The 26,357-nt window shown below is 58.8% G+C and carries 21 protein-coding genes and 1 pseudogene; 14 read left to right on the top strand and 8 right to left on the bottom strand.

The genetic code is table 11. From position 1 onward, the window contains the following. Positions 1-62 precede the first annotated feature (62 nt). The 5 genes from queF to CDA56_RS26145 all read left to right on the top strand — a co-directional run bounded on the left by queF (position 63) and on the right by CDA56_RS26145 (position 6,729). Positions 63-908, top strand: a complete 846-nt coding sequence (queF, locus tag CDA56_RS26165; RefSeq protein WP_004853651.1) for an NADPH-dependent 7-cyano-7-deazaguanine reductase QueF — start codon at positions 63-65, stop codon at positions 906-908. Between the two features lie 111 nt (positions 909-1,019). Continuing rightward, the gene (gene ppnN, locus CDA56_RS26160) at positions 1,020-2,387 is read left to right on the top strand and encodes a nucleotide 5'-monophosphate nucleosidase PpnN (protein ID WP_004853652.1); all 1,368 of its coding nucleotides are present in this window, start codon (positions 1,020-1,022) and stop codon (positions 2,385-2,387) included. A gap of 544 nt (positions 2,388-2,931) precedes the next feature. After that, on the top strand, positions 2,932-4,221 hold the full coding sequence (locus CDA56_RS26155) for an HAAAP family serine/threonine permease (RefSeq protein ID WP_004124376.1): 1,290 nt from the start codon (positions 2,932-2,934) through the stop codon (positions 4,219-4,221). A gap of 50 nt (positions 4,222-4,271) precedes the next feature. Next, complete coding sequence (locus CDA56_RS26150) at positions 4,272-5,639, top strand: L-serine ammonia-lyase (RefSeq protein ID WP_102803709.1); 1,368 nt, start codon at positions 4,272-4,274, stop codon at positions 5,637-5,639. Between the two features lie 148 nt (positions 5,640-5,787). Then, entirely contained in the window at positions 5,788-6,729 is a 942-nt protein-coding gene (locus CDA56_RS26145) for an aliphatic sulfonate ABC transporter substrate-binding protein (protein ID WP_042945985.1), read from the top strand. 165 nt (positions 6,730-6,894) lie between these two features. On the opposite strand, the pseudogene CDA56_RS26135 reads toward CDA56_RS26145, so the two are convergent. From CDA56_RS26135 to ssuD, 3 genes and pseudogenes are all read right to left on the bottom strand, one after another. After that, positions 6,895-8,300: pseudogene (locus CDA56_RS26135) on the bottom strand (LLM class flavin-dependent oxidoreductase). A 73-nt stretch (positions 8,301-8,373) separates the two neighbouring features. Beyond that, entirely contained in the window at positions 8,374-9,771 is a 1,398-nt protein-coding gene (locus CDA56_RS26130; RefSeq protein WP_102803706.1) for an FAD/NAD(P)-binding protein, read from the bottom strand. A 41-nt stretch (positions 9,772-9,812) separates the two neighbouring features. Then, positions 9,813-10,985 carry an FMNH2-dependent alkanesulfonate monooxygenase gene (gene ssuD, locus CDA56_RS26125; RefSeq protein ID WP_102803705.1) on the bottom strand — a complete coding sequence of 391 codons (1,173 nt, stop codon included), beginning with the start codon at positions 10,983-10,985 and terminating at the stop codon, positions 9,813-9,815. Positions 10,986-11,255: 270 nt separating this feature from the next. On the opposite strand from ssuD, the gene CDA56_RS26120 reads away from it, so the two are divergent. Together CDA56_RS26120 and xni are read left to right on the top strand one after the other, a co-directional pair. Then, complete coding sequence (locus tag CDA56_RS26120; protein WP_014226612.1) at positions 11,256-13,199, top strand: sigma-54-dependent Fis family transcriptional regulator; 1,944 nt, start codon at positions 11,256-11,258, stop codon at positions 13,197-13,199. 109 nt (positions 13,200-13,308) lie between these two features. Further along, entirely contained in the window at positions 13,309-14,064 is a 756-nt protein-coding gene (gene xni, locus CDA56_RS26115) for a flap endonuclease Xni (protein ID WP_102803704.1), read from the top strand. Positions 14,065-14,505: 441 nt separating this feature from the next. Here xni and fucA read toward each other — a convergent pair whose 3' ends face one another. Continuing rightward, a complete protein-coding gene (gene fucA, locus CDA56_RS26110) occupies positions 14,506-15,153 on the bottom strand; it encodes an L-fuculose-phosphate aldolase (protein ID WP_004853673.1) in 648 nt (215 codons plus the stop codon). 560 nt (positions 15,154-15,713) lie between these two features. On the opposite strand from fucA, the gene fucP reads away from it, so the two are divergent. The 5 genes from fucP to fucR all read left to right on the top strand — a co-directional run bounded on the left by fucP (position 15,714) and on the right by fucR (position 21,544). Continuing rightward, complete coding sequence (gene fucP, locus CDA56_RS26105) at positions 15,714-17,024, top strand: L-fucose:H+ symporter permease (RefSeq protein WP_004853675.1); 1,311 nt, start codon at positions 15,714-15,716, stop codon at positions 17,022-17,024. Positions 17,025-17,055: 31 nt separating this feature from the next. Then, positions 17,056-18,831 (top strand): L-fucose isomerase, encoded by a 1,776-nt coding sequence (gene fucI / locus CDA56_RS26100; protein WP_064378220.1) that lies wholly within the window; start codon positions 17,056-17,058, stop codon positions 18,829-18,831. Between the two features lie 102 nt (positions 18,832-18,933). Beyond that, positions 18,934-20,352, top strand: a complete 1,419-nt coding sequence (fucK, locus tag CDA56_RS26095; protein WP_064378221.1) for an L-fuculokinase — start codon at positions 18,934-18,936, stop codon at positions 20,350-20,352. Between the two features lies 1 nt (position 20,353). Next, positions 20,354-20,776 carry an L-fucose mutarotase gene (gene fucU, locus CDA56_RS26090; protein WP_004853682.1) on the top strand — a complete coding sequence of 141 codons (423 nt, stop codon included), beginning with the start codon at positions 20,354-20,356 and terminating at the stop codon, positions 20,774-20,776. A gap of 57 nt (positions 20,777-20,833) precedes the next feature. After that, on the top strand, positions 20,834-21,544 hold the full coding sequence (gene fucR / locus CDA56_RS26085; protein WP_014226618.1) for an L-fucose operon activator: 711 nt from the start codon (positions 20,834-20,836) through the stop codon (positions 21,542-21,544). 55 nt (positions 21,545-21,599) lie between these two features. On the opposite strand, the gene rlmM is transcribed toward fucR, so the two are convergent. The 4 genes from rlmM to CDA56_RS26065 form a co-directional block, all read right to left on the bottom strand. After that, positions 21,600-22,700 carry a 23S rRNA (cytidine(2498)-2'-O)-methyltransferase RlmM gene (gene rlmM, locus CDA56_RS26080; RefSeq protein ID WP_014226619.1) on the bottom strand — a complete coding sequence of 367 codons (1,101 nt, stop codon included), beginning with the start codon at positions 22,698-22,700 and terminating at the stop codon, positions 21,600-21,602. After that, positions 22,693-23,088 carry a DUF423 domain-containing protein gene (locus CDA56_RS26075; RefSeq protein WP_004853688.1) on the bottom strand — a complete coding sequence of 132 codons (396 nt, stop codon included), beginning with the start codon at positions 23,086-23,088 and terminating at the stop codon, positions 22,693-22,695. The genes rlmM and CDA56_RS26075 overlap by 8 nt, the downstream gene beginning before the upstream one ends. A gap of 19 nt (positions 23,089-23,107) precedes the next feature. Further along, positions 23,108-24,025: a glycine cleavage system transcriptional regulator GcvA gene (gene gcvA, locus CDA56_RS26070; RefSeq protein ID WP_004114967.1), complete on the bottom strand. Its 918-nt coding sequence runs from the start codon at positions 24,023-24,025 to the stop codon at positions 23,108-23,110. Between the two features lie 353 nt (positions 24,026-24,378). After that, positions 24,379-24,603: a YgdI/YgdR family lipoprotein gene (locus CDA56_RS26065; protein ID WP_014226620.1), complete on the bottom strand. Its 225-nt coding sequence runs from the start codon at positions 24,601-24,603 to the stop codon at positions 24,379-24,381. A 198-nt stretch (positions 24,604-24,801) separates the two neighbouring features. Between CDA56_RS26065 and csdA the strand changes: the two genes are divergently transcribed. After that, a complete protein-coding gene (csdA, locus tag CDA56_RS26060; protein WP_014226621.1) occupies positions 24,802-26,007 on the top strand; it encodes a cysteine desulfurase CsdA in 1,206 nt (401 codons plus the stop codon). Beyond that, the coding region (gene csdE / locus CDA56_RS26055) for a cysteine desulfurase sulfur acceptor subunit CsdE (RefSeq protein WP_104011461.1) at positions 26,007-26,357 on the top strand (351 nt) is incomplete at its 3' end. The genes csdA and csdE, both read left to right, overlap by 1 nt.

Here is a 26,357-nt window from a genome sequence, read left to right as displayed (position 1 = left end):
TCTCTTCACGTTAGACAGGATACACTTGGCATATAGTGTAACCGCTTTAACTATGGTGAAACATGTCTTCTTACGATAATCATCAGGCGCTGGCTGGCCTGACGCTCGGAAAATCAACCGATTACCGCGATACCTACGACGCAAGCCTGCTTCAGGGCGTCCCGCGCAGCCTGAACCGCGACCCGCTGGATCTGCACGCCGATAACCTGCCGTTTCACGGTGCCGATATCTGGACGCTGTATGAGCTCTCCTGGCTGAACGCCAAAGGCCTGCCGCAGGTCGCCGTGGGCCACGTGGAGCTCAGCGATACCACCGTAAACCTGGTGGAATCAAAAAGCTTTAAGCTCTATCTCAACAGCTTCAACCAGACGCGCTTTGCCGACTGGCAGGCGGTCGAGGCGACGCTGGCGCGCGATCTCAGCGCCTGTGCGCAAGGAGAAGTGAAGGTAGCGCTGTATCGCCTCGATGAGCTCGAAGGCCAGCCGGTCGCTCATCTGCACGGTACCTGCATCGACGATCAGGATATTGAAATCGATAATTACCAGTTCAGCGCCGATTACCTGCAGGATGCCGCGGCCGGCAAAGTGGTCGAAGAGACCCTGGTCAGCCATCTGCTGAAATCCAACTGCCTGATTACCCACCAGCCAGACTGGGGGTCGGTGCAAATCCAGTATCGCGGGGCGAAAATCGATCGCGAAAAGCTGCTGCGCTATCTGGTGTCATTCCGCCACCACAACGAGTTCCACGAGCAGTGCGTAGAGCGCATCTTCAATGACATTCAGCGTTTCTGCCAGCCGGAAGCCCTTTCCGTTTATGCGCGCTACACGCGACGAGGCGGTCTTGATATCAACCCGTGGCGCAGCAATACCGATTTTGTGCCGGCCACCGGTCGCCTCGCCCGTCAATAGTAAACATTTTCACAATTTGCGCGCGTTAACCCGCGCGCAAGGTTGTGAAAACGCCATCAGCAGGGCTATTGTAATCACAGGAAGACGATAATCGTCCTGTAAGGAGTTCACTTGATTACACATGTTAGCCCGCTTGGTTCAATGGATATGCTGTCGCAGCTGGAAGTGGATATGCTTAAACGCACCGCCAGCAGTGACCTGTATCAACTCTTTCGCAACTGCTCGCTTGCTGTGCTCAACTCGGGGAGCCTGACCGATAACAGCAAGGAGCTTCTGTCTCGTTTTGAAAACTTCGATATTAACGTGCTGCGTCGCGAACGCGGCGTGAAGCTGGAACTGATCAACCCGCCGGAAGACGCTTTCGTTGACGGGCGTATTATCCGTTCCCTGCAGGCCAACCTGTTTGCCGTACTGCGCGATATCCTGTTCGTCTACGGCCAGATCCACAACACCGTTCGCTTCCCGAATCTCGATCTTGAAAGCTCGGTGCATATCACCAACCTGGTATTCTCCATTTTGCGTAACGCCCGCGCCCTGCACGTCGGCGAAGCGCCAAACATGATTGTCTGCTGGGGCGGCCACTCGATTAACGAAAACGAATATCTGTACGCCCGCCGCGTCGGCACCCAGCTGGGCCTGCGCGAACTGAATATCTGTACCGGCTGTGGACCGGGCGCGATGGAAGCGCCGATGAAAGGCGCCGCCGTCGGCCACGCGCAGCAGCGTTACAGAGACAGCCGCTTTATCGGTATGACCGAGCCGTCGATTATCGCCGCCGAGCCGCCGAACCCGCTGGTGAACGAACTGATCATCATGCCGGATATCGAAAAACGCCTGGAGGCGTTCGTGCGCATCGCCCACGGCATCATCATCTTCCCGGGCGGCGTGGGCACGGCGGAAGAGCTGCTCTATCTGCTGGGCATTTTGATGCACCCGTCGAACAAGTCGCAGGTTCTGCCGCTGATTCTCACCGGGCCAAAAGAGAGCGCCGATTATTTCCGCGTGCTGGATGAGTTTATCGTCCATACGCTGGGTGAAGCCGCCCGTCGTCACTATCGCATTATCGTTGACGACGCCGCGGAAGTGGCCCGCCAGATGAAAAAAGCGATGCCGATGGTGAAAGAGAATCGCCGCGAGACCGGCGACGCCTACAGCTTCAACTGGTCGATGCGCATTGCGCCGGACCTGCAGATGCCGTTCGATCCGACCCATGAGAATATGGCCAATCTTAAGCTCTATCCGGACCAGCCGGTGGAAGTGCTGGCAGCGGATCTCCGCCGCGCCTTCTCCGGTATCGTCGCCGGTAACGTTAAAGAGGTGGGTATCCAGGCTATCGAGAAATTCGGCCCGTATAAGATTCACGGCGACCCGGCAATGATGCGCCGCATGGACGATCTGCTGCAGGGCTTTGTGGCGCAGCATCGTATGAAGCTGCCGGGCGGCACCGCTTACATCCCCTGCTACGAAATCTGTTCCTGAGTTCTCTTCTGCTCTTCTCCCGGGCGGCGGCTTACGCCCCCGGGCTATTTCTCCCCGCCCGGGCGGCACTCTTTCTCCGCTTTTTCGCTTCTGCATTCGCCCGTATGCTTTCCAGATAAATCATTCCTTTTATGAATTTTTAGCATCGCCTTTACAAAAGCCAATCGTTTGCGTTTCCAAAAACTGCAATAAATATCACCAGGAAAAACGCCTTTTAACGTAAAAACGTCGAGAACTTCGCATTTTTACAGTAAAAACCTCGTTATTACGTCGCGCCACTATTCTCTCATATGCTGAAAATGATAGCCTCCGCGCCACAAATCTCTGGCTGATCACCAGAAACAGGCTGTTGGACTAAAATTGCTTACATTTAAAGTGGATTATTGCATTTGAGATCGCGATCACTGATGCATTCACCATATAAATGTATCTTCCCGCACCAATTGTTACGGAGAAAATGCCTAAAAAACCGTAAACAAACGAATTTCATATTATTTGGTCTTTTTTATTCAATAGATTTTGTTGCTTCCTCCAGGAGATACAGATGGAAACCACTCAAACCAGCACCATCGTTTCGGATGCTACCCGTAGCGGTTGGCGTAAGACGGACACCATGTGGATGCTGGGCCTGTACGGCACGGCTATCGGCGCGGGCGTCCTGTTTCTGCCGATCAACGCCGGCGTCGGCGGCATGATCCCGCTGATCATCATGGCGATTCTGGCCTTCCCGATGACCTTCTTCGCCCACCGCGGGATGACCCGTTTCGTGCTGTCCGGTAAGAATCCGGGCGAAGACATCACTGAAGTGGTCGAAGAGCATTTCGGCGTTGGCGCAGGTAAGCTGATTACCCTGCTCTACTTCTTCGCCATCTACCCGATTCTGCTGGTCTACAGCGTGGCGATCACCAACACCGTGGAAAGCTTTATGCTGCACCAGCTGCACATAACGCCGCCGCCTCGCGCCATTCTTTCCCTGATTCTGATTGTCGGCATGATGACCATCGTGCGCTTCGGCGAGCAGATGATTGTGAAAGCGATGAGCGTGCTGGTGTTCCCGTTCGTGGTCGCGCTGATGATTCTGGCCTTTTATCTGATTCCGCAGTGGAACGGCGCGGCGCTGGAAACCCTCTCCCTGAGCAGCGCGACCGCGACCGGCAACGGCCTGTGGATGACCCTGTGGCTGGCGATTCCGGTGATGGTGTTTTCTTTTAACCACTCGCCGATCATCTCCTCCTTCGCCGTCGCGAAACGCGAAGAGTACGGCCAGGGCGCAGAGAAAAAATGTTCCAGCATTCTGGCCCGCGCGCACATCATGATGGTGCTGACCGTCATGTTCTTCGTCTTCAGCTGCGTACTGAGCCTCTCCCCGGCGGATCTGGCGGCGGCGAAAGATCAGAACATCTCGATTCTGTCTTACCTGGCGAACCACTTTAACGCGCCGATCATCGCCTGGATGGCGCCGATCATTGCGATGATCGCCATCACTAAATCCTTCCTTGGCCACTACCTGGGCGCTCGCGAAGGCTTTAACGGCATGGTGATTAAATCCCTGCGCGGTAAAGGCAAGTCCATCGAAATCAATAAACTGAACAAAATCACCGCCCTGTTCATGCTGGTCACCACCTGGATTGTGGCGACGCTGAACCCCAGCATCCTCGGGATGATCGAAACCCTGGGCGGCCCGATTATCGCGATGATTCTGTTCCTGATGCCGATGTACGCGATTCAGAAAGTCCCGGCGATGCGTAAATACAGCGGCCACGTCAGCAACGTTTTCGTGGTGATTATGGGCCTGATTGCTATCTCCGCGATTTTCTACTCTCTGTTTAGTTAATATCCCCCGCGCCGCCTGACGGCGGCGCTCCCGACAGCACTGGATGCATCATGATCAGCGTATTCGATATTTTTAAAATCGGCATTGGCCCTTCCAGCTCCCACACCGTTGGACCGATGAAAGCGGGCAAACAATTCACGGACGATCTTATTGAGCGCGGGCTGCTTTCCGAGGTAACCAAAGTCGTCGTCGATGTCTACGGCTCCCTTTCCCTGACGGGAAAAGGCCACCATACCGATATCGCGATTATTATGGGCCTGGCGGGCAACCTGCCGGATACCGTCGACATCGACGCGATTCCCGGCTTTATCCAGGACGTCAACACCCATGGCCGCCTGATGCTGGCAAACGGCCAGCAGGAAGTGGCGTTCCCGGTCGATCAGTGCATGAATTTCCACGCCGACAACCTGTCGCGGCATGAAAACGGCATGCGTATTACCGCCCTCGGCGGCGAGAAGGTTCTCTACAGCCAGACGTATTACTCCATCGGCGGCGGGTTTATCGTCGATGAAGACCATTTCGGCGTGACCCGCGAGGCGCCGGTCGCCGTACCTTATCCGTATAAAAACGCCGCCGATCTGCAGCGCCACTGCCGCGAAAGCGGGCTATCGCTCTCCGGGCTGATGATGCAAAACGAGCTGGCGCTGCACAGTAAAGAAGCGCTGGAGCAGCATTTTGCCGCGGTCTGGGAAGTGATGAGCAGCGGAATTGAGCGCGGCATCACCACCGAGGGGGTTCTGCCGGGCAAGCTGCGGGTGCCGCGTCGCGCCGCCGCGCTGCGCCGGATGCTGGTAAGCCAGGACAACACCAACAGCGACCCGATGGCGGTCGTTGACTGGATTAACATGTTCGCCCTGGCGGTTAACGAAGAGAACGCCGCCTGCGGGCGCGTCGTGACCGCGCCGACCAACGGCGCCTGCGGTATCGTACCTGCGGTGCTGGCCTACTACGACAAGTTCATCCGCAAAGTGAACGCCAACTCGCTGGCGCGCTATATGCTGGTCACCAGCGCCATTGGCTCGCTCTATAAGATGAACGCCTCGATTTCCGGCGCCGAGGTGGGCTGCCAGGGTGAAGTCGGCGTAGCCTGTTCAATGGCGGCGGCCGGTCTGGCTGAACTGCTTGGCGGCAGTCCAGGTCAGGTATGCATCGCGGCGGAAATTGGTATGGAGCACAACCTCGGTCTCACCTGCGATCCGGTTGCCGGCCAGGTGCAGGTGCCTTGCATCGAGCGTAACGCTATCGCGGCGGTTAAAGCGGTCAACGCCGCACGTATGGCCCTGCGCCGCACCAGCGAGCCGCGGGTGTGCCTCGATAAAGTCATCGAGACCATGTACGAAACGGGCAAAGATATGAACGCCAAATATCGTGAAACCTCGCGCGGCGGCCTGGCAATGAAGATTGTCGCCTGCGATTAACGCCCCCCTCCCGGTATGCTGCGGCATGCCGGGCTTCTTTTCCCTGCCCTCCTCCTTCATTTATGTTATATAAATGATAATTTAGTTATTTATTAGTTATAAAGACGATTTGTTACCTTACGGAAAAACCGCTCAAGGAGAACAAATCATGCTCAGATTATCCCGCCCGGCGCTGCTGCTACTGCTGGCAGGCTTATCCGCTTCCGCGCTGGCGAAAGCGCCGGAGACCGTGAATATCGGTTATCAGAAAGCCAATATCTTCGCGCTGCTTAAATATCGCGGCACCCTCGATGAAAGCTTCAAAAAGCAGGGTATCGCCGTACGCTGGATTGAATTTCCCGCCGGGCCGCAGATGCTGGAAGGGCTGAACGTCGGCAGCATCGACCTCGCCGCCACCGGCGATGCGCCGCCGGCCTTTGCCCAGGCGGCGCAGGCGGATCTGGTCTATTTAGCCCACTCCCCGGCGAACCCAAAAACCGAGGCCATCGTGGTGGCGGAAAACTCGGCAATTAAGAGCGTGGCCGATCTTAAGGGCAAGCGCGTGGGGCTCAATAAAGGCTCCGACGTAAACTACCTGCTGGTGACCGCGCTGGAGAAAGCCGGGCTGAGCTATAAAGATATCACGCCGGTCTATCTGCCGCCTGCTGACGCCCGCGCCGCCTTCCAGCGCGGCGCTATTGACGCCTGGGTTATCTGGGATCCGTTCCTCGCCGAAGTGGAAACGAACGCCAAAGCGCGACAGATTGGCAATGCCGAAGGGCTGGTGCCGCACTACACCTTCTACCTGGCCAGCCGCAAATTTGCCGACACCTATCCGGATACCGCAAAGCAGGTGGTGGATGAGCTGGGTAAACTGAGCGAATGGGCCAACAGTCATCAGGAGGATGCCGCCGGGATCCTCTCCACCTCAACCGGGCTGGATAAGGCTATCTGGCTGAAGACGCTGGCGCGTCTGCCTTATGGTGCCGAGCGTATGACGCCTGCGGTCTATAACGAACAGCAGGCGCTGGCGGATACCTTCACCCGTATCGGCCTGCTGCCGGTGAAAGTCGATGTTCGCAGCGCGACCTGGTCGCTGGATAAGCAGTAAGTCTTCCCTTCCCGGGTCGCGGCGCAAGCGCCTTACCCGGGCTACCGGCCCGCAGACGGCGGTGGATCCGTAGCCCGGACAGGCGCGTCAAGCGCCGCCTCCGGGAAAAACCTCCCGCCCCACAGTTCAGCCCCTCACCCTTCGGGGAGAGGGGGACCGGCAAAATTAACTCACCTTCTCTTCACTCCCGACCGCGACCTGCGCGCCGTAGCGATAGCCTGCGCCCGGATGCGGCGCAGCCAGCCGCGGGCCGGCGCCAAACAGCTTCTCGCGCAGGGTTCCCTCGCGATACTCCTGCTTAAACACGCCGCGCTTTTGCAGCTCCGGAACCAGCAAATCCACCACGTCGCGGAAGGTTTCGTGGGTCACCGCATAGGCGAGGTTAAACCCATCGACGTCGGTCTCTTCGACCCAGGACTGCAGCTCATCGGCGACCGTCTGCGGGCTGCCGACCACCAGCGGCCCGAAGCCGCCGATCCCCGCCCAGTCCGCCAGCTTCTGCACGGTCCACTGGCTGTTCGGATCGGCGGTGGAAAACGCCTCTACCATCGACTGAATCGCGTTGGTATGCAGATACTCCAGCACCTGATCCGGCTGATACTGACCAAGGTCGATGCCGGTCCAGCCGGAGAGCAGAGCCAGCGCCCCTTCGTAGCTGACGTACGGTTTATACTCCTGCCATTTAGCCTGAGCTTCACGATCGGTTTCGCCGACGATGACCGTCTGCATATTGAAGATCAGGATGCTGCGCGGATCGCGCCCGGCCTCCTCGGCGCGACGGCGAATATCCGCCACCGTCTTTTTCAGCAGCACTTTCGACGGCGCGCCGACAAATACGCACTCCGCGTGGCCGGCGGCGAACTGCTTGCCGCGGCTGGAGGCGCCCGCCTGATAGAGTACCGGCGTACGCTGCGGCGACGGCTCGCAGAGGTGGATCCCCGGCACCGAGAAGAAGTTCCCCTGATGGTTAATCGGGTGAATTTTTCGCGGATCGCTGAAGATCTTACGTTCCCTGTCGCGCAGCACCGCGCCATCCTCCCAGCTCCCCTCCAGCAGCTTATAGACCACCTCCAGATATTCATCGGCATAGTCGTAGCGGGCGTCGTGGTCGGTCTGCGCTTTCTGGCCAATATTACGCGCCCCGCCTCAAGATAGGAGGTCACGATATTCCAGCCCACTCGCCCCTTGGTCAGATGGTCGAGGGTTGAAAGACGGCGGGCGAACGGATAGGGATGCTCAAAAGAGAGCGAAGCGGTCAGGCCGAATCCCAGATGCTCCGTCACCAGCGCCATCGGCGTAATCAGCGCCAGCGGATCGTTGACCGGCACCTGCGCCGCCTGGCGGATCGCCGCATCGCCGTTGCCGTTCAGCACGTCATAGACTCCCAGCACATCAGCGATAAATAGCCCGTCAAACTTGCCCCGCTCCAGCAGACGCGCCAGGTCGACCCAATACTCGAGGTCTTTATACTGCCAGGAGCGGTCGCGCGGATGGGCCCACAGCCCCGGCGACTGATGGCCGACGCAGTTCATATCAAAAGCGTTCAGACGAATTTCACGTTGTGATAACATAGCACTCTCCACGGCGCGCCCCGCTGTCGGGACGCGCGCATAATCATTAAAGGAATCAGGGGATAAAAGGCGTTCAGAACGCCGGACATCGGGCGGATTGTTTGACGCCCAGGGTCCGCAGCGCTTCGTCGGCCACGGCGGCGGCATGGTCGGCCACCTGCGGCAGCCCCATTAATTCTCCGAAATACGCCCGCGCGGCGGGTCCGGAAACCAGCAGATTGGGCGTAATCCGCCCTTCCCGGCCAATCGCCCGCGAGCGGCGATCGACGTCCAGGCCAAGGCCGAACGCATCGGCGCGAATCAGCCCACGCTGGCTCAGCTGACGCAGCAGCGGCTGGCTGTCGGTCAACCCGCCGTGCGCCGGGCCGGTGGTTAAAATAAAGTGGTCAGCGCTCACCCGCAGCGTTTCACCGCGCCGGGGAGCCAGGGTTAGCGCCAGCTTTTGCGCGTCGCCTTCCAGCGCCGTCAGCCTGGCCGCCAGCACCCGCAGGCTGCCGTCGCGCTGGCGCTGCTCAAGGACCCCGGCGACCTGCGGAGCGATACGGTAGCGGTGAACGTCCCAGTAGCTGCGCAAATGACGCAGGAAGCGCTTGCGATCGGCCACCGCCAGCCCCTGCCAGATGCTCTGCCCCTGATTACGCACCGCGTCCAGCACCACCTGCCAGGCCTGTCCCTGCTCCGCCGCGCGCTCGATATCCAGACGGATTTGCCGCAGCCGCTGGCGCAGCGTTCCGCGATCGTATTCGCCAGGCCAGGGTTCACTACTGCCGCTGAGGTTGCTGCGGGACAGCAGCCCGCGGCGTGAAAATGCCGCGATCGGCCCCCGATGGCCCAGACGCGTCAGGGTCGCGACGGTGTCCGCCATCGTCAGGCCGGTGCCCATGACCGCGACGCTCGCTTCCGGGGCGATAGTTGCCAGCACACCCGCTCGCCAGGGGTTAGCGATGAGCGCCGGATGCGTTGCGAACGGCGTCGCCAGCGACGGCAGCGAGGGCGGCGGATGGCTGATGGCCAGCACCAGCAGATCGGCCTGCAGCCGACGCCCGCCGTCGGTGACAACTTCACCATGATTAACGCTCAGCGCCTGCTCGCGCAGATGCGTCAGCCGCCCGCCGCTGGCGCGCGCCTCCTCGGCGAAACGCTGGGCGACATAGCGGCCAAACTGACCGCGCTGCGGATAGACCGCGCCGTCTGCCAGCAGAGCATGCGGGTCATCCGCAAAGGCGGGCTGGCTGCGGTACCAGCGATCGAACGCGCCCTCCTCTTCACCGGCAAGCTGCATCCGCGCGGCAGGAACGTTAATCCGATGGCTCGGTTCGGTCGTGGAGTAGGCCACGCCCGCGCCGGGCACCTCGCGCGGCTCCAGCAGCGTGACCCGCACGCCAACCGGCGCCAGGCGCAGGAGATGAATAGCCACCGCCGCACCGCTAAATCCGCCGCCGACAATCACCACGTGCGGTTCAGTTTGCATAGCCCACCGCCTTCACAAATCGGTGTAACATACGCGCCTCCTCAGCTTGCGCTGACCTGTTTCACCGGACGCTTATCGCCGCCGATGGTTTCGCCAAACGGGCCGGTATTGACGCTACGCGCCTTCGGCTGATCGTGGCCTGCCAGCGGCAATAGCGGCATGACCAGGTCAGCGAAACGATGGGCTTCTTCCAGATGCGGGTAGCCGGAGAAGATAAAGTTGGTGATACCGAGCGCCTGATATTCACGAATGCGTTCTGCCACCTGCTGCGGATTGCCGACCAGCGCCGTCCCGGCCCCGCCGCGCACCAGCCCCACGCCCGCCCACAGGTTCGGCGCAATACGCAGATTGTCGCGCGATCCTTTATGCAGCGAACTCATTCGCGCCTGGCCGGTGGAGTCCATACGGGCAAAAATTTTCTGCGCCTGGGCGATAGTTTCGTCATCAAGGTGTGAAATCAGCCGATCGGCGGCGGCCCACGCCTCCTCTTCGGTTTCGCGAACAATCACATGCAGACGAATCCCGTAGTGCAACGTGCGGCCCCGGGCGGCGGCGCGCTCGCGCACTATCGCCAGCTTTTCGGCCACCAGCGCCGGCGGCTCCCCCCAGGTCAGGTAGGTATCGATTTGATCGGCGGCGACGTCGATGGCTTCCTCAGAGGAGCCGCCAAAAAACAGCGGCGGGCCGTTTTCCTGTACCGGCGGAAACAGCACTTCCGCGCCTTCCACGTGGATATGCTCGCCGTGATAATCCACCTTTTCACCTTTCAGCAGGCGCGAGTAGACGTCGAGAAATTCGCGGGTGACCTGATAGCGTTCGCCGTGGCTGAGGAAAATACCGTCGCCTTTGTTCTCCACCGGATCGCCGCCGGTCACCACGTTAATCAGCAGCCGACCGCCCGACAGGCGGTCGAGCGTCGTCGCCATCCTCGCCGCCAGCGTCGGCGGCTGCAGGCCCGGACGAACGGCCACCAGATAGCGCAGGCGGCGGGTCAACGGCGCCAGCGCCGAGGCCACCAGCCAGGAGTCTTCGCAGCTTTTCCCCGTTGGGATCAGCACGCCGTAGTAGCCGAGGCTATCGGCCGCCAGCGCCACCTGCTGCAGGTAAGGCAAATCAACCGGGCGTCCGCCCTCCGAGGTGCCCAGGTAGCGGCCATCGCCGTGGGTGGGCAGAAACCAGAACACGTTGATTTTATCGTCGGTTTTTTGCGTCATTATCCATTTCCTATATAACCATATCCGATATTTATCGAAGAGTTGTTTTAATTTGGTTATATGAGTGTTAGCGATAATCGTGCCAATGGTGAATAAAAAATTAACAGTATAAATTCAGTGAGTTACAAAAAACCGAACCTTACGCCGCTGTTGCAAATGCCGCAGCCAATGCGTCCGGACTGCGGCATTTGCAACAGACCGGCGAGTTAGCCCTCTGGTTTCCGTCCCCGGCACAGGATAACTTCAGGGCATCAAATACCGGAGGTCACCATGCTGAATCCTGAATTTCCATCCTCTACGCCCGCGCTGATCGACCCGGCGTCAAAAGCGTTTCAGAGCCTGCTGGATAAACTGGCCCCCACCGAGGCGACCGTGCTGATTGTCGGCGAAACCGGCACCGGTAAGGAGGTCGTCGCCCGCTACCTGCATCACCATAGCCCGCGCCGCCACCGGCCGTTTCTGGCCGTCAACTGCGGCGCGCTCAGCGAAAGCCTGGCGGAAGCGGAGCTGTTCGGCCATGAAAAAGGGGCGTTTACCGGCGCGGTACAAGGCCATCCCGGCTGGTTCGAGGCGGCGGAGGGCGGCACCCTGCTGCTCGATGAAATCGGCGAGCTTAGCCTGCCGCTTCAGGTCAAACTGCTGCGCGTTCTGCAGGAGCGCGAAATCACCCGCGTCGGCTCGCGCAAGGCCATTAAGGTGGACGTGCGGGTGATCGCCGCCACCCACGTGGACCTGATGCAGGCCATCCGCGAGCGTCGTTTCCGCGAAGACCTCTACTATCGCCTGAATATCGCCCTCGTCCCGCTGCCGCCGCTGCGCCAGCGTCGCCAGGATATTCCCGTACTGGCGGACCATTTTCTCTCGCTCTACGCCCGCCGCCTGGGCCGCCCGGCTCGTCGTCTGGCCCCGGAGACGCTGGCAAGGCTGATGGAGTACCCCTGGCCGGGCAATATTCGCGAGCTGGAAAACACCCTGCATAACGCGGTATTGCTGAGTAAAGAAGAGGAGATCGGCCCCGCCCAGCTGCGGCTGACGACGCTGAACAATGAGCCCTCGGCGGCGGGCGATAATGAGCTCGACGATTTTATTCGTCGTCAGCTTTCCCTGCCGGGCGAGCCGCTGTGGGAGAGGGTCACCGGGGCGTTGATACGCGGCGCGATGGCCCACAGTGACGATAATCAAAGCCAGGCCGCGGCGCTGCTCGGTATTAGCCGCCACACGCTGCGCACGCAGCTGGCCAATTTTGGCATCATTAAAAGCCGCCGCCGTCAGGAGCCTCTCTTCGGCCCGGCGGTCAACAGCGTCTCTCGCGACCGGGAACTGCGCATCGGCTTCCAGCGCTTCGGCAATCTTGGCATCCTGAAAGCGCGGCAAAGTCTCGAGCAAGCCTTTGCCAGCCGCGGCGTCAGCGTGCTGTGGAGCGAATTCCCCGCCGGGCCGCAGCTGCTGCACGCTCTCGCCTGCGATGAGATCGATTTTGGCACCACCGGCGAAGCGCCGCCGGTTTTCGCTCAGGCGAGTAACGGCGAGCTGGTCTACGTCGCCTGGGAACCGCCCGCTCCGCAAAGCGTGGCGATGGTCGTCCCGCAGCACAGCGACATTCGCACCATTGCCGACCTGCGCGGCAAGCGTATAGCGCTGAATAAGGGCTCTAACGTGCACTGGCTGCTGCTGCATATCCTGGAAGAGGCCGGGCTGGCATTAAACGACGTCAAAGTGGTCTATATTCCGCCGAAATATCCGCTGACCGCCAGCGATTACCTGGCGGTGGACGCCTGGATGATGTGGGATCCGCTGCTCAGCGACGCGGAATATAGCGGCGAATTACGGGTTGTTGCCAGCGGCGAGGGGCGCGTCAATAACCACCAGTTCTACCTGTCGCGCCGCGACTACGCCAGCCGCAATAGCGATATCATGCAGCGCCTGTTAGCCGAGCTGGCGCAGACCGGCCAGTTTATTGACCAGCACCGGGAGCAAGCCGCCGGACTGCTCTCCGCCGAGCTGGGGCTTAACGCCGCCTCTCTGACGCGCGCCTTATCGCGCCGCAGCCATCGTCCGCGGCCGATGGATCTCAACGTGATTCGCGCCCAACAAAGTATCGCCGATCGCTTTTACGCCCTGGGGCTTATCCACAAACCGGTTTCGGTGCGCGAGGCGGTCTGGTACGGCGAAGCCACCAATAGCGATCTCGGCCTGCTGATGCACGTTGATTAGCCGGAAACTGCGAGTCATCTTCCTGATTTCCCTGGCGCCAATAGCCTCATCCGCGCGGCGATGTTACCCTGAAAGGCACTGCAATAAGAGCCTATTTATGAGGATATTCGTGGCCGTTCATCTGTTAATCGTCGACGCACTTAATCTGATTCGCCGCATCCACGCGGTGCAGGGGTCACCCTGCGTCGACACCTGCCTGCATGCGCTTGAACAGCTGGTGGTCCATAGCCAGCCAACCCACGTGGTGGCGGTATTTGATGATGAAGACCGCGGCCACGGCTGGCGACATCAGCGTCTGCCCGATTATAAAGCCGGGCGCGCGCCGATGCCGGAGACCCTCGAAGCGGAAATGCCGGCGCTGCGGGCGGCGTTTGAGCAGCGCGGGTTTCGCTGCTGGGCGCTCAGCGGCAGCGAAGCCGACGATCTTGCCGCGACCCTGGCGGTCAAAGTGGCGCAGGCCGGCCATCAGGCAACCATCGTTTCAACCGACAAAGGCTACTGCCAGCTGCTGTCGCCAACGATCCGCATCCGCGACTATTTTCAGAAGCGCTGGCTTGATGCGCCGTTTATCGCCAAAGAGTTTGGCGTGACGCCAGAACAGCTGCCTGACTACTGGGGGCTGGCGGGCATCAGCAGCTCAAAGGTTCCCGGCGTGGCGGGCATTGGGCCGAAAAGCGCCGCCCAGCTGTTAACCGATTTTCAGAATCTGGAAGGGATCTACGCGCGGCTGGCGGACGTGCCGGAGAAGTGGCGCAAGAAGCTGGAAGAACAGAAAGAGATGGCCTTCACCTGCCGGGACATCGCGCGCCTGCAAACCGATTTACAGCTGGACGGCAACCTGCAGCAGCTGCGGCTGGCCCGGTAGCGCCGGGCCGCGGTGCGCGCGGCTTCCCGGAGGCGATGCTGCGCATCTGTCCGGGCTACCGGCCCGCAGACGGTGAGCGCATTCCCCGGGTCGCGGCTTATGCCTTACCCGGGCTACCGCAGACGGCTGAATACCTGTAGCCCGGGCAAGGCGCGTCCTGCGCCGCCCCCGGGAGCAGAGCGCAGCGTGGCACCATTTCCCCGGAGGCGATGCTGCGCATCTGTCCGGGCTACCGGATCGCAGACGGTGAGCGCATTCCCCGGGTCGCGGCTTACGCCTTACCCGGGCTACCGCAGACGGCTGAATACCTGTAGCCCGGGCAAGGCGCGTCCTGCGCCGCCCCCGGGAGCAGCGCGCAGAGTCGCTGAATTTCCCGCCGGCGATGCTGCGCATCTGTCCAGGCTACCCAACCGCAGCCGGCAGAAGCCTTCGCTTACGGCATCACTCTTCGATACGCAATCCGTAGGTTTTGAATTTCTCCAGCACGATAGCAATGGCCTCGTCGCCAAGAACCGGCACCGGGTCGGTGATGGCCAGAGTGCTGAGATAAAGCTGCGCCAGCACCTCAACTTCATGCGCCAGCCACAGGGCCTTCTCCAGATTCTCTTCACAAGCGATCAGGCCATGGTGCTGCAGCAGCGTAGCTTTGCGGTTTTTCAGCGCCACGGCCACATGCTCAGACAGCTCGCGGGTACCAAACGTGGCGTAGGGCGCACAGGGGATAGAGTTACCGCCCGCCGCCGCAATCATATAGTGAATGGCGGGAATGGGACGATTGAGGATCGACACCGCCGTAGAGTGAACCGCATGATTATGTACCACCGCGTGAGCATCAGGCCGCGTCTGATAAGCCGCCATATGAAAACGCCACTCGCTGGACGGCAGTTTGCCCTGTTCATGCTGACCTTCGGCATCGATATACACAATGTGCGCTTCCGTCAGCTTTTCGTAAGGAATACCCGTTGGCGTGATCAGCATCCCCCCTTGATAACGCACGCTCACGTTACCGGCGGTTCCCTGATTTAACCCCAGGCGGGTCATTTCCAGGCAGGTATCAATAATCTGCCGGGCCAGTCTATTTCGTTCCATTCTTTACCTCTCTTTATGATGCGCAATGCGACAACAGACGGCTCGCCGGAGATGACGCTCCGACGCTGTTGAATAGCTCAAATAATTACTCACCATCATCATCCCGAATAAGCAGAAAGGAATTTACATCCGCCGGTTCTGTGATTCCTCTCACTTATTTCAGTATAAAAACAACCGTTCATTGATTTTTGCTTTCTGAAAAATGCCCGTTCTTACTAATAGATTTAAAAACGGGCATTTTACTGATAGTTTTAACAACTGCCCGTTTTCCACATAATAAAATAAATCGGTCATCGAGCCTGTGGGTTTTACAATTAACTTTCTCAAACGGTCATGTTTTTCTGATTATTAAAGTGATGATAATCACATAAAACCACCGAGTGGATACGAAGTGTGACCGCTATCATATTAAAAGGCTTTTTTAATTTGAAAATGAATTCATGAGTTCACTCCGTGATGTTTATTTCACTGTTGATGTCGTCACAAGAGCTCGCCTGATTTTTGCGGTCTGGTGGGCATAAGCCGGCTGCTGAACACGCTTCTGAACCAATGAGGATGCTATGGGAAACACAACAATACAAACGCAGAGTTTTCGTGCGGTAGAGACAGGGCAAAGCAAGCGCTACATTATTCCCTTCGCCCTGCTGTGCTCGCTGTTTTTTCTTTGGGCGGTCGCAAATAATCTCAACGATATTTTATTACCACAATTTCAACAAGCCTTTACCTTAACCAACTTCCAGGCTGGACTGATTCAATCCGCCTTTTATTTCGGCTATTTCGTCATTCCCATTCCGGCCGGAATTTTGATGAAAAAGTTAAGTTATAAAGCCGGCATTATTACCGGACTGTTCTTATATGCTTTTGGCGCCGCGCTATTCTGGCCCGCCGCTGAAGTTATGAATTACACCTTATTCCTGATTGGCCTGTTTATTATTGCTGCAGGCTTAGGGTGTTTAGAAACCGCGGCAAACCCGTTTGTTACCGTCTTAGGTCCAGAAAGCGGAGGTCACTTCCGGCTTAATCTTGCCCAAACGTTTAACTCGTTTGGCGCCATTATTGCGGTGGTTTTTGGGCAAAGTCTCATTTTGTCTAATGTGCCGCATCAATCGCAGGATGTGCTCGATAAAATGGCTCCGGAGCAGCTTAGCGCCTATAAACACAGCCTGGTGCTCTCGGTGCAAACCCCGTATATGATCATCGTCGCGGTTGTCTTACTGGTCGCTCTGTTGATTATGTTGACCAAATTCCCGGCCCTGCAGAGCGACGACCATAGTGACGCCAACCAGAGTTCCTTCTCCGCTTCCCTTGCTCGCCTGGTCCGCGTTCGCCACTGGCGCTGGGCGGTGCTGGCGCAGTTCTGCTACGTCGGCGCGCAAACCGCCTGCTGGAGCTATCTGATTCGCTACGCTATCGAAGAGATCCCCGGCATGACGCCCGGTTTCGCCGCCAACTATCTGACCGGCACGATGGTGTGCTTTTTTATCGGCCGCTTCTCCGGTACCTGGCTCATCAGCCGCTTTGCGCCGCATAAAGTGCTGGCAGCCTATGCCCTGCTCTCGATGATCCTGTGCCTGATTTCCGCTTTCACCGGCGGCCACGTGGGTCTGCTGGCCCTGACGCTGTGCAGCGCCTTTATGTCGATTCAGTATCCGACCATCTTCTCGCTGGGCATCAAAAACCTGGGGCAGGACACCAAATACGGCTCCTCTTTTATCGTCATGACCATTATTGGCGGCGGGATTGTCACCCCGGTGATGGGCTTTGTCAGCGACGCAGCCGGCAACATCCCCACCGCGGAGCTGGTCCCGGCGCTGTGCTTTGCCGTCATCTTCATCTTTGCCCGTTTCCGTTCGCAAACGGCAGCTAACTAAACATTTATCCGAATAACGTGAGGAATCTGGAATGAAAAAAATCAGCTTACCGAAAATTGGCATCCGCCCGGTGATTGATGGACGCCGCATGGGGGTGCGCGAGTCGCTGGAAGAGCAAACCATGAATATGGCGAAAGCCACCGCCGCGCTGATCGTGGAAAAACTGCGTCACGCCTGCGGCGCGCAGATTGAGTGCGTCATCGCCGACAGCTGCATTGCGGGCATGGCGGAATCCGCCGCCTGCGAGGAGAAATTCAGCAGCCAGAACGTCGGCGTCACCATTACCGTGACTCCGTGCTGGTGCTACGGCAGCGAAACTATCGATATGGACCCGCTGCGGCCAAAAGCCATCTGGGGCTTTAACGGCACCGAGCGCCCCGGCGCGGTTTACCTCGCGGCAGCGCTGGCGGCCCACTGTCAGAAGGGTATTCCGGCGTTCTCCATTTATGGTCACGACGTGCAGGACGCCGACGACACCTCCATTCCGCCGGATGTCGAAGAAAAACTGCTGCGCTTTGCCCGCGCCGGCTTAGCGGTGGCCAGCATGAAGGGCAAAAGCTATCTTTCCGTCGGCGGCGTGTCGATGGGGATCGCCGGTTCTATCGTCGATCACAACTTCTTCGAGTCCTGGCTCGGTATGAAAGTGCAGGCGGTGGACATGACCGAGCTGCGCCGCCGCATCGACCAGAAAATCTATGATGAAAGCGAGCTGGAAATGGCGCTGGCGTGGGCGGATAAAAACTTCCGCTACGGCGAAGACCAGAACGCGCAGCAGTATAAGCGCAACGCCGAACAGAACCGCGCGGTGCTGAAAGAGAGCCTGCTGATGGCGATGTGCATCCGCGACATGATGCAGGGCAACAAGAAGCTGGCGGAAAAAGGGCTGGTCGAAGAGTCGCTGGGCTACAACGCCATCGCTGCGGGCTTCCAGGGCCAGCGCCACTGGACCGATCAATACCCTAACGGCGATACCGCCGAGGCGCTGCTCAATAGCTCGTTCGACTGGAACGGCGTACGCGAACCCTTCGTCGTCGCCACGGAAAACGACAGCCTCAACGGCGTGGCGATGCTGATGGGCCACCAGCTGACCGGCACCGCCCAGGTGTTTGCCGACGTGCGCACCTACTGGTCGCCGGACGCGGTTAAACGCGTCACCGGCCAACCGCTCACCGGACTGGCGGAACACGGCATTATCCACTTGATCAACTCCGGTTCAGCGGCGCTGGACGGCGCCTGCAAACAGCTCGATGCGGAAGGCAAGCCAACCATGAAGCCGCACTGGGAAATCAGCCAGCAGGAGGCCGACGCCTGCCTCGCGGCCACCGAATGGTGCCCGGCGATTCATGAATATTTCCGCGGTGGCGGCTTCTCCTCCCGCTTCCTGACCGAAGGCGGCGTACCGTTCACCATGACCCGCGTAAATATCATCAAAGGCCTCGGCCCGGTACTGCAGATTGCCGAAGGCTGGAGCGTAGAGCTACCGAAAGCGATGCATGACCAGCTGGATGCCCGCACCAACTCCACCTGGCCCACCACCTGGTTTGCGCCGCGCCTGACCGGTAAAGGCCCGTTCTCCGACGTCTACTCGGTGATGGCGAACTGGGGCGCTAACCACGGCGTGCTGACCATCGGCCACGTTGGCGCCGACTTTATCACCCTGGCGTCGATGCTGCGGATCCCGGTGTGCATGCATAACGTAGAAGAGGCGAAAATCTACCGCCCCTCCAGCTGGTCTGCGCACGGGATGGATAGCGAAGGCCAGGATTACCGCGCCTGCCAGAACTACGGCCCGCTGTATAAACGTTAAAAATGCCTGATGGCGCTGCGCTTATCCGGCCTACGGATGATACCGTCCCGCAGGCCGGATAAGGCGTTTACGCCGCCATCCGGCAACGTCTCGGGAGAGATTATGAAGAATGAAGTCATCCTGGTCCTCGACTGCGGCGCCACTAACGTACGGGCGATTGCCGTTGACCGCCAGGGGAACATTATCGCCCGCGCCGCAACGGCCAACGCCAGCGATATCGCCGTGGAGAACAGCGCCTGGCACCAGTGGTCGCTGGAGGCGATCCTGCAACGCTTCGCCGAATGCTGTCGGCAAATTGCCGACCCGCTCTCATCCTGCACGGTTCGCGGCATCACGGTCACCACCTTCGGCGTCGACGGCGCGCTGGTGGATGAACAGGGCAAGCTGCTCTATCCGGTCATCAGCTGGAAATGTCCGCGTACCGCGTCGGTGATGGACAATATCGGCCGCTTTATGCCCGCGCAGCAGCTCCAGCAGATCTCCGGCGTCGGCGCATTTGGTTTCAACACCCTGTATAAGCTGATATGGCTGAAAGAGAACCACCCGCAGCTGCTGGAGCAAGCCCACGCCTGGCTGTTCATCTCCTCGCTTCTCAACCAGCGTCTGACCGGGGAATTCACGACCGATATCACCATGGCGGGCACCAGCCAGATGCTGGATATCCACCAGCGGGATTTCAGCGCGCAGATTCTGCAGGCCACGGGGCTGCCGCGCCGCCTGTTTCCCCGGCTCGTTGAAGCGGGCCAGCAGATTGGCACGCTGCGGAGCGATGCCGCGAAAATGCTGGGTTTAGCCGTCGGCATTCCGGTTATCTCCGCCGGGCACGACACCCAGTTCGCGCTGTTTGGCGCGGGCGCGGAGCAGGATGAACCGGTGCTGTCGTCCGGCACCTGGGAAATTCTGATGGTGCGCAGCGCCCAGGTAGACACGTCGCTGCTCAGCCACTATGCGGGCTCCACCTGCGAGCAGGATTGTCAGCCGGGACGCTATAACCCCGGCATGCAGTGGCTGGCCTCCGGCGTGCTGGAATGGATACGCCAGCTGCTGTGGACGCCTGAGACGCCGTGGCAAACGTTGATTGAAGAGGCCCGGGCCCTCCCCCGCGGCGCTCAGAAGGTGAAGATGCAGTGCGACCTGCTATCCAGCCCAACCGCAGGCTGGCAGGGCATAACGCTGAATACCACCCGCGGTCATTTCTACCTCGCCGCGCTGGAAGGATTAGCCGAACAGCTAGCGCACAATCTGCAAACGCTGCAGCAAATCGGCCACTTCAAAGCCCGCGAGCTGCTGCTGGTCGGCGGCGGCAGCCGCAACGCGCTGTGGAATCAGATCAAAGCCAACAGGCTGGAGATCCCCATTAAAGTACTCGATGACGCCGAAACCACCGTCGCCGGCGCCGCCATGTTTGGCTGGTATGGCGTCGGTGAATTCAGCAGCCCGGAGCAGGCCAGAGCGCAGGTGAGCTACCGGTATCGTTACTTTTACCCGCAAACCGAACCCGAACTGATTGAGGGAGTATGAGATGCTAAAAACGATTTCCCCGTTGATTTCCCCGGACCTCCTCAAAGTGCTGGCGGAAATGGGGCATGGCGATGAGATTATTTTTTCCGATGCCCACTTCCCGGCCCACAGCATGGGGCCACAGGTCATTCGCGCCGACGGCCTGCGGGTGAGCGACCTGCTGCAGGCGATTATTCCGCTGTTTGAGTTAGACAGCTACGCTCCGCCGCTGGTGATGATGGCCGCCGTGGAAGGCGACGCCCTCGACCCTCAGGTAGAAACGCGCTATCGCGAGGCGCTTTCCGGCCCCGCGCCCTGCCCGGAGATCGCCCGCATCGACCGCTTTGCTTTCTACGAGCGGGCGCAAAAAGCCTTTGCGATCGTTATCACAGGTGAGCGCGCTAAGTACGGGAATATTCTTTTAAAAAAAGGAGTAACGCCGTAATCTCATGCCGGAGCGCCCGTCTGATGCGGGCGCTCAGCGAACGCCAGGGTGAGAAAAATGAAAGCGGCACGACAGCAAGCGATACTAGACCTGCTCATTAACCATAACAGCCTGACCACCGAAGCCTTATCGCTACAGCTTAACGTCAGCAGAGAAACCATTCGCCGCGATCTCAGCGAGCTCCAGTCCCAGGGGAAAGTGCTGCGTAACCACGGTCGGGCAAAAGTCATTCACCGGCAAAGCCGTGACAGCGGCGACCCTTTTCATATCCGTCTGAAAAGCCACTACGCGCACAAAGCGGACATCGCCCGCGAGGCGCTTGCGTGGATAGAAGAGGGGATGGTTATCGCCCTTGATGCCAGTTCCACCTGCTGGTATCTGGCCCGCCAGCTGCCGGATATCGACCTTCACGTCTTTACCAACAGCCAGCCGATTTGCCAGGAGCTCAGCAAGCGAGAGAACATTCAGCTTACCTGCTCCGGCGGTACGCTCCAGCGAAAATACGGCTGCTACGTCAGCGCGTCGCTTATCTCACAGCTCAAAGCGCTGGAGATCGACCTGTTCATTTTTTCCTGCGAGGGCATCGACAGCGACGGCGCGCTCTGGGACTCAAATACGGTGAACGCCGAGTTCAAATCGCTGCTGCTTAAGCGAGCGTCGCAATCGTTATTGTTGATTGATAAGAGCAAATTTAATCGTTCAGGGGAGGCGCGGATCGGCCATCTGGATGATGTGACGCATATTGTTTCGGACGTGTCGCAGTCGTAACGGCTATGGCAGCGCCGGATAGCGGCTTAACACCCTATCCGGCCTACAGATCAAACTAGCGTTCGTCGCGGCGACCGCCGACGGCAGCCCACAGGCGGCGAACGTGAACCGTCACCTCTTCGCGATCGTGATACAGCTGGCGCGCCTGGATTTGCGCGTTGATGCCGTGCTCGTCCAGCTGTTCCTGAATATAGGCCAGGTTGCGCGACAGCTCTTCGTAGCGTTTTTTCATCGGCAGCTTCAGGTTAAAGATGGTTTCCCGGCACCAGCCGTTCACCAGCCACTGGGCCATCAGCGCCGCCACTTTCGCCGGTTTCTCCACCATATCGCACACCATCCACGAAATGTTGTTGCGCGTCGGGCGATACTTGAAGCCATCTTCACGCAGCCAGGTCACCTGGCCGGTATCCATCAGGCTTTGCGCCATCGGACCGTTATCCACCGAGGAGACCCACATATTGCGTTTCACCAGCTGATAGGTCCAGCCGCCGGGACAGGCGCCGAGATCCACCGCGTACATACCGTTCGCCAGACGCTCGTCCCACTCATCCGCCGGAATAAAGACGTGAAACGCCTCCTCCAGCTTAAGGGTCGAACGGCTCGGCGCATCGGACGGGAACTTGAGGCGCGGAATGCCCATATAGAACGGCGAGTTGTTGTTAGACAACGAGTAACCGGTATAGCAGCAGCCGGGGGCGATAAAGAACACGTGGACCACCGGACGCTTTGGCGTTTCATAGTTGGTCAGCACGCCCGCTTCGCGCAGCGCCGCGCGCAGCGGTACCGTAAACTTGCGGCAGAACTTCATCAGCTCTTTGCTTTCGTTGGTATCGGCCACTTCAACGCGCAGCTCGCCGCCCTTCTCCACCACGCCCTGCAGCATACCGACGATCGGGGAAATCCGGTCTTCCGGCGGCAGGTCGCGCAGCAGTTCGCCAACCACAAACATCTGGCGGGCAAACACCAGCGAGCTGAACGGCAGTTCGCGCACCAGCTTTTCGCCATCTTCGGCCTGGTAGCACTCAAAAATCACATAGCCGGAGTCGTCTTTGACCCGGGCAAAACCAAACACCTCAAGGCGCGAGGCCTTATCGGTAATTTCTGCTGCGCACTCTTTCTCAAACCCAGGGCGACAATAGAGGACAACTTTATTCATGAACAACGCCCTTACGTTTCAGACGAATTGCACCAATTAACATTAATATCCAACCGGCAAGGAAGCAGACGCCTCCAACCGGCGTAACGAACGCCCACAGGCGTAAATGCGAGAGCGCCAGACAGTAGAGGCTGCCGCTAAAAAGAACGGTACCGAGCGCCATAAAGACGCTGCTCCAGTAAAACCAGATGCTGATGCGGCGCTGCATCGCCACCGCCAGGCCAAAAATAGCCAGCGTATGGAATGCCTGATACTGCAGGCCGGTGTGGATCCAGCCCATTTCCGCAACGCCCATCGTTTTACTCAAAACGTGCGCGCCAAAAGCGCCCAAAGCCACAAAGATAAAACCGCTTATCGCGGCGAAAATCAGCATAAAACGGCTGGTCATGTGTTTACCCTACGATGATTTATTGTTCATAACGAAAGCGAAATTTTTCTTGTTCATTAGCCGCTTTTGCCAGAATCCACTGGCGGAAGGCGGCTATTTTACCCAGTTCTGCCTGACTGTCATGACAAACGAGATAAAACGCATTCTTACTGACCAGAACATCATTAAACGGGCAGACCAAACGGCCCGCCTCAATCTCGGACTGCGCCATCACATTGTTGGCCAGCGCGACCCCCTGTCCATGGATTGCCGCCTGCAGCACCATTGCGCTGTGGCTAAATATCGGTCCCTGTTGAACATTAATATGGTTTAGACCTAACTGGCGGGTATAAGTTTGCCAGTCGCGGCGGGAAGCATCGTGCAACAGGGTATGTTGCGCCAGATCGGCAGGCGTTTTCAACGCTTTATCGCCGGTGAGCAACAGCGGTGAGCACACCGGGAGCAGATATTCGGCGTACAGCTTTTCCACCCGCAGCCCCGGCCAGTTGCCGCGGCCGTAAAAAATCGCCACGTCGACATCGTCGGCCAGCTTATCCTCCTGACGGTCCACGGCCTGGATCCTGACGTCGATTCCCGGATAAGCTGAGTTAAAGCTTGTGAGCCTTGGCACCAGCCACTGAATGGCAAAACTGGGGAGCATACTGACGGTTAAGGCCCCTTTTGCGCTTCGGGCCTGGAGCTTGCGGGTCGCTTCGGTGAGCTGCGAAAAAATCTCTTTGATATCCTGAAAATAGCTCTGCCCCTCCTCCGTCAAAAGAAGAGAACGATTGCGTCGACGGAACAGCTTGAGGCCGAGGAAATCCTCCAGGGACTTGATTTGGTGGCTGACTGCGGCCTGCGTCACAAAAAGCTCATCGGCGGCGCGAGTGAAGCTAAGATGGCGGGCGGCTGCATCAAAAACACGTAATGCATTCAGAGGTGGCAAACGCTTGGACATAGTTATTCTGGCTTAGATGTTAAGGCAATTTAACAAACGGGAAACAATAGTTAACCTATTAGTTTTTTTTATCTGAGCTATTATAATTTGTCCGTTGAGCTTCTACCAGCAAATACCTATAGTGGCGGCACTTCCTGAGCCGGAACGAAGAGCTTTTTTTGGAATGCGTGTTCCAACAAGCTTTTGGCTTACGGTTGTGATGTTGTGTTGTTGTGTTTGCAATTGGTCCGGGTTTGCGGACCATGGTAGCTCAGCTACCCCTTTTCACTTCCTGTACATTTACCCTGTCTGTCCATAGTGATTTAATGTAGCACCGCACTGCGCGGTGCTTTTTTTTGCCTGCTATACCGAAATCACTTATCCAGCTCGCCCAGCTGTTTTACGTCAGAACGGTTAATCTGCTGCTTGTTACCCCAGGCATCTTTGTACGAAATCATGCCAGTATCATTATCCGTTTGCGGTTTGCCGTCGGTCACGATGGTGCGCCCATCGTTGGTATGCATCACGTAGTTGGAGGAGCAGGCGCTCAGGCCAAAGGTCAGCACACAGGCAGAAATAATTGCGGCAGTCTTATTCATTTTCATCTTTCTCTCCTTTCGACTATTTATACTGTTTATGATTCGTTCTGTACCAGGTTAAAACGCAAACCCAACACTATTCAGCATAACTATCTTTTACCCACCCGAAGTCATATTCAGAAAATTCCAGTCGTTAGCAGAAACCTTGTATCACCCGCCGATTTGCGCGACGATCCTGATATCGATACGAGGAATCTCATGAACGCATTCAACCCCGTCCAATTTCGCGCCCAGTTCCCGGCGCTGGCCGACGCCGGCGTCTATCTTGATAGCGCCGCGACAACCCTCAAACCGCTGGCGGTCATTGAGGCCAGCGACCAGTTCTATCGCCTTAGCGCCGGTAACGTCCACCGCAGCCAGTTCGCCACCGCCCGTCAGCTAACCGAACGCTATGAAAACGCGCGCGAACGGGTGGCAACGCTGCTCAACGCCCCTTCCGGCCAGGATATCGTCTGGACGCGCGGCACCACCGAAGCCATTAATATGGTGGCGCAGAGCTACGTGCGCCCGCGCCTGAAACCCGGCGATGAGATTATCGTCAGCGAAGCAGAGCATCACGCCAACCTGGTGCCGTGGTTAATGGTTGCCGGGCAAACCGGCGCGCGGGTGGTGAAGCTGCCGCTGGCGGGCAACCGCCTGCCGGACGTGGCGGCGCTTGGCGCGCTTATCACGCCGCGCAGCCGGGTGCTGGCGATTGGCCAGATGTCCAACGTCACCGGCGGCTGTCCGGATCTGACGCTGGCAATACGCCAGGCCCGCGCTGCCGGGATGGTGGTGATGGTCGACGGCGCGCAGGGAGCGGTACATTTCCCGGCGGACGTCCAGGCGCTGGATATCGACTTTTATGCTTTTTCAGGCCATAAGCTCTACGGGCCGACCGGCATCGGCGCGCTGTATGGCAAAAGCGAACGGCTGGCGGAGATGTCGCCGTGGCTCGGCGGCGGAAAAATGATTACCGAAGTCACCTTCGATGGCTTCAAAACCCAGCCCGCCCCCTGGCGCTTCGAGGCGGGAACGCCCAATATCGCCGGGGTGATCGGCCTGAGCGCGGCGCTGGAGTGGCTGGAGGAGACGGACATCGCGCAGGCGGAAAACTGGAGCCGCGGCCTGGCGACGCTGGCGGAGGACGAGCTGGCGAAACGTCCGGGCTTCCGCTCCTTCCGCTGCCAGGACGCCAGCCTGCTGGCGTTTGATTTTGACGGCGTTCACCATAGCGATATGGTGACGCTGCTGGCGGAGTCGGGGATCGCGCTGCGCGCCGGTCAGCACTGCGCCCAGCCGCTGCTGGCGGCGCTTGGCGTCAGCGGCACGCTACGGGCCTCCTTCGCGCCTTATAACACGCAAGACGATGTTTACGCGCTGGTGCACGCCGTGGACCGCGCTCTGGAAATACTGGTGGATTAATGACGACTTCTCACCCTTTTGGTACCCGCATCACCGAGGCATCTCTACGGCAGACCTTTACCCCGCTCAGCCAGTGGGAAGATAAATACCGCCAGCTGATTTTACTGGGTAAGCAGCTTCCCGCGCTGCCGGACGACCTGAAAGCGCGAGCCAAAGAGATTGCCGGTTGTGAAAACCGCGTCTGGCTGGGGCACGTTGTTGACGCCGAGGGCAAGCTGCATTTCTTCGGCGATAGCGAAGGCCGCATCGTGCGCGGCATGCTGGCGGTGCTGTTGACCGCCATAGAAGGCAAAAGCGCCGCTGAGCTGCTGGCGCAGGATCCGCTGGCGCTATTTGATGCGCTGGGGCTG

Source organism: Klebsiella michiganensis, assembly GCF_002925905.1.
In the GTDB taxonomy this organism is placed as follows: Bacteria; Pseudomonadota; Gammaproteobacteria; order Enterobacterales; family Enterobacteriaceae; genus Klebsiella; species Klebsiella michiganensis.
Note: the sequence above shows the minus strand (reverse complement) of the source record. Positions and strands in the feature narration are given on the sequence as shown.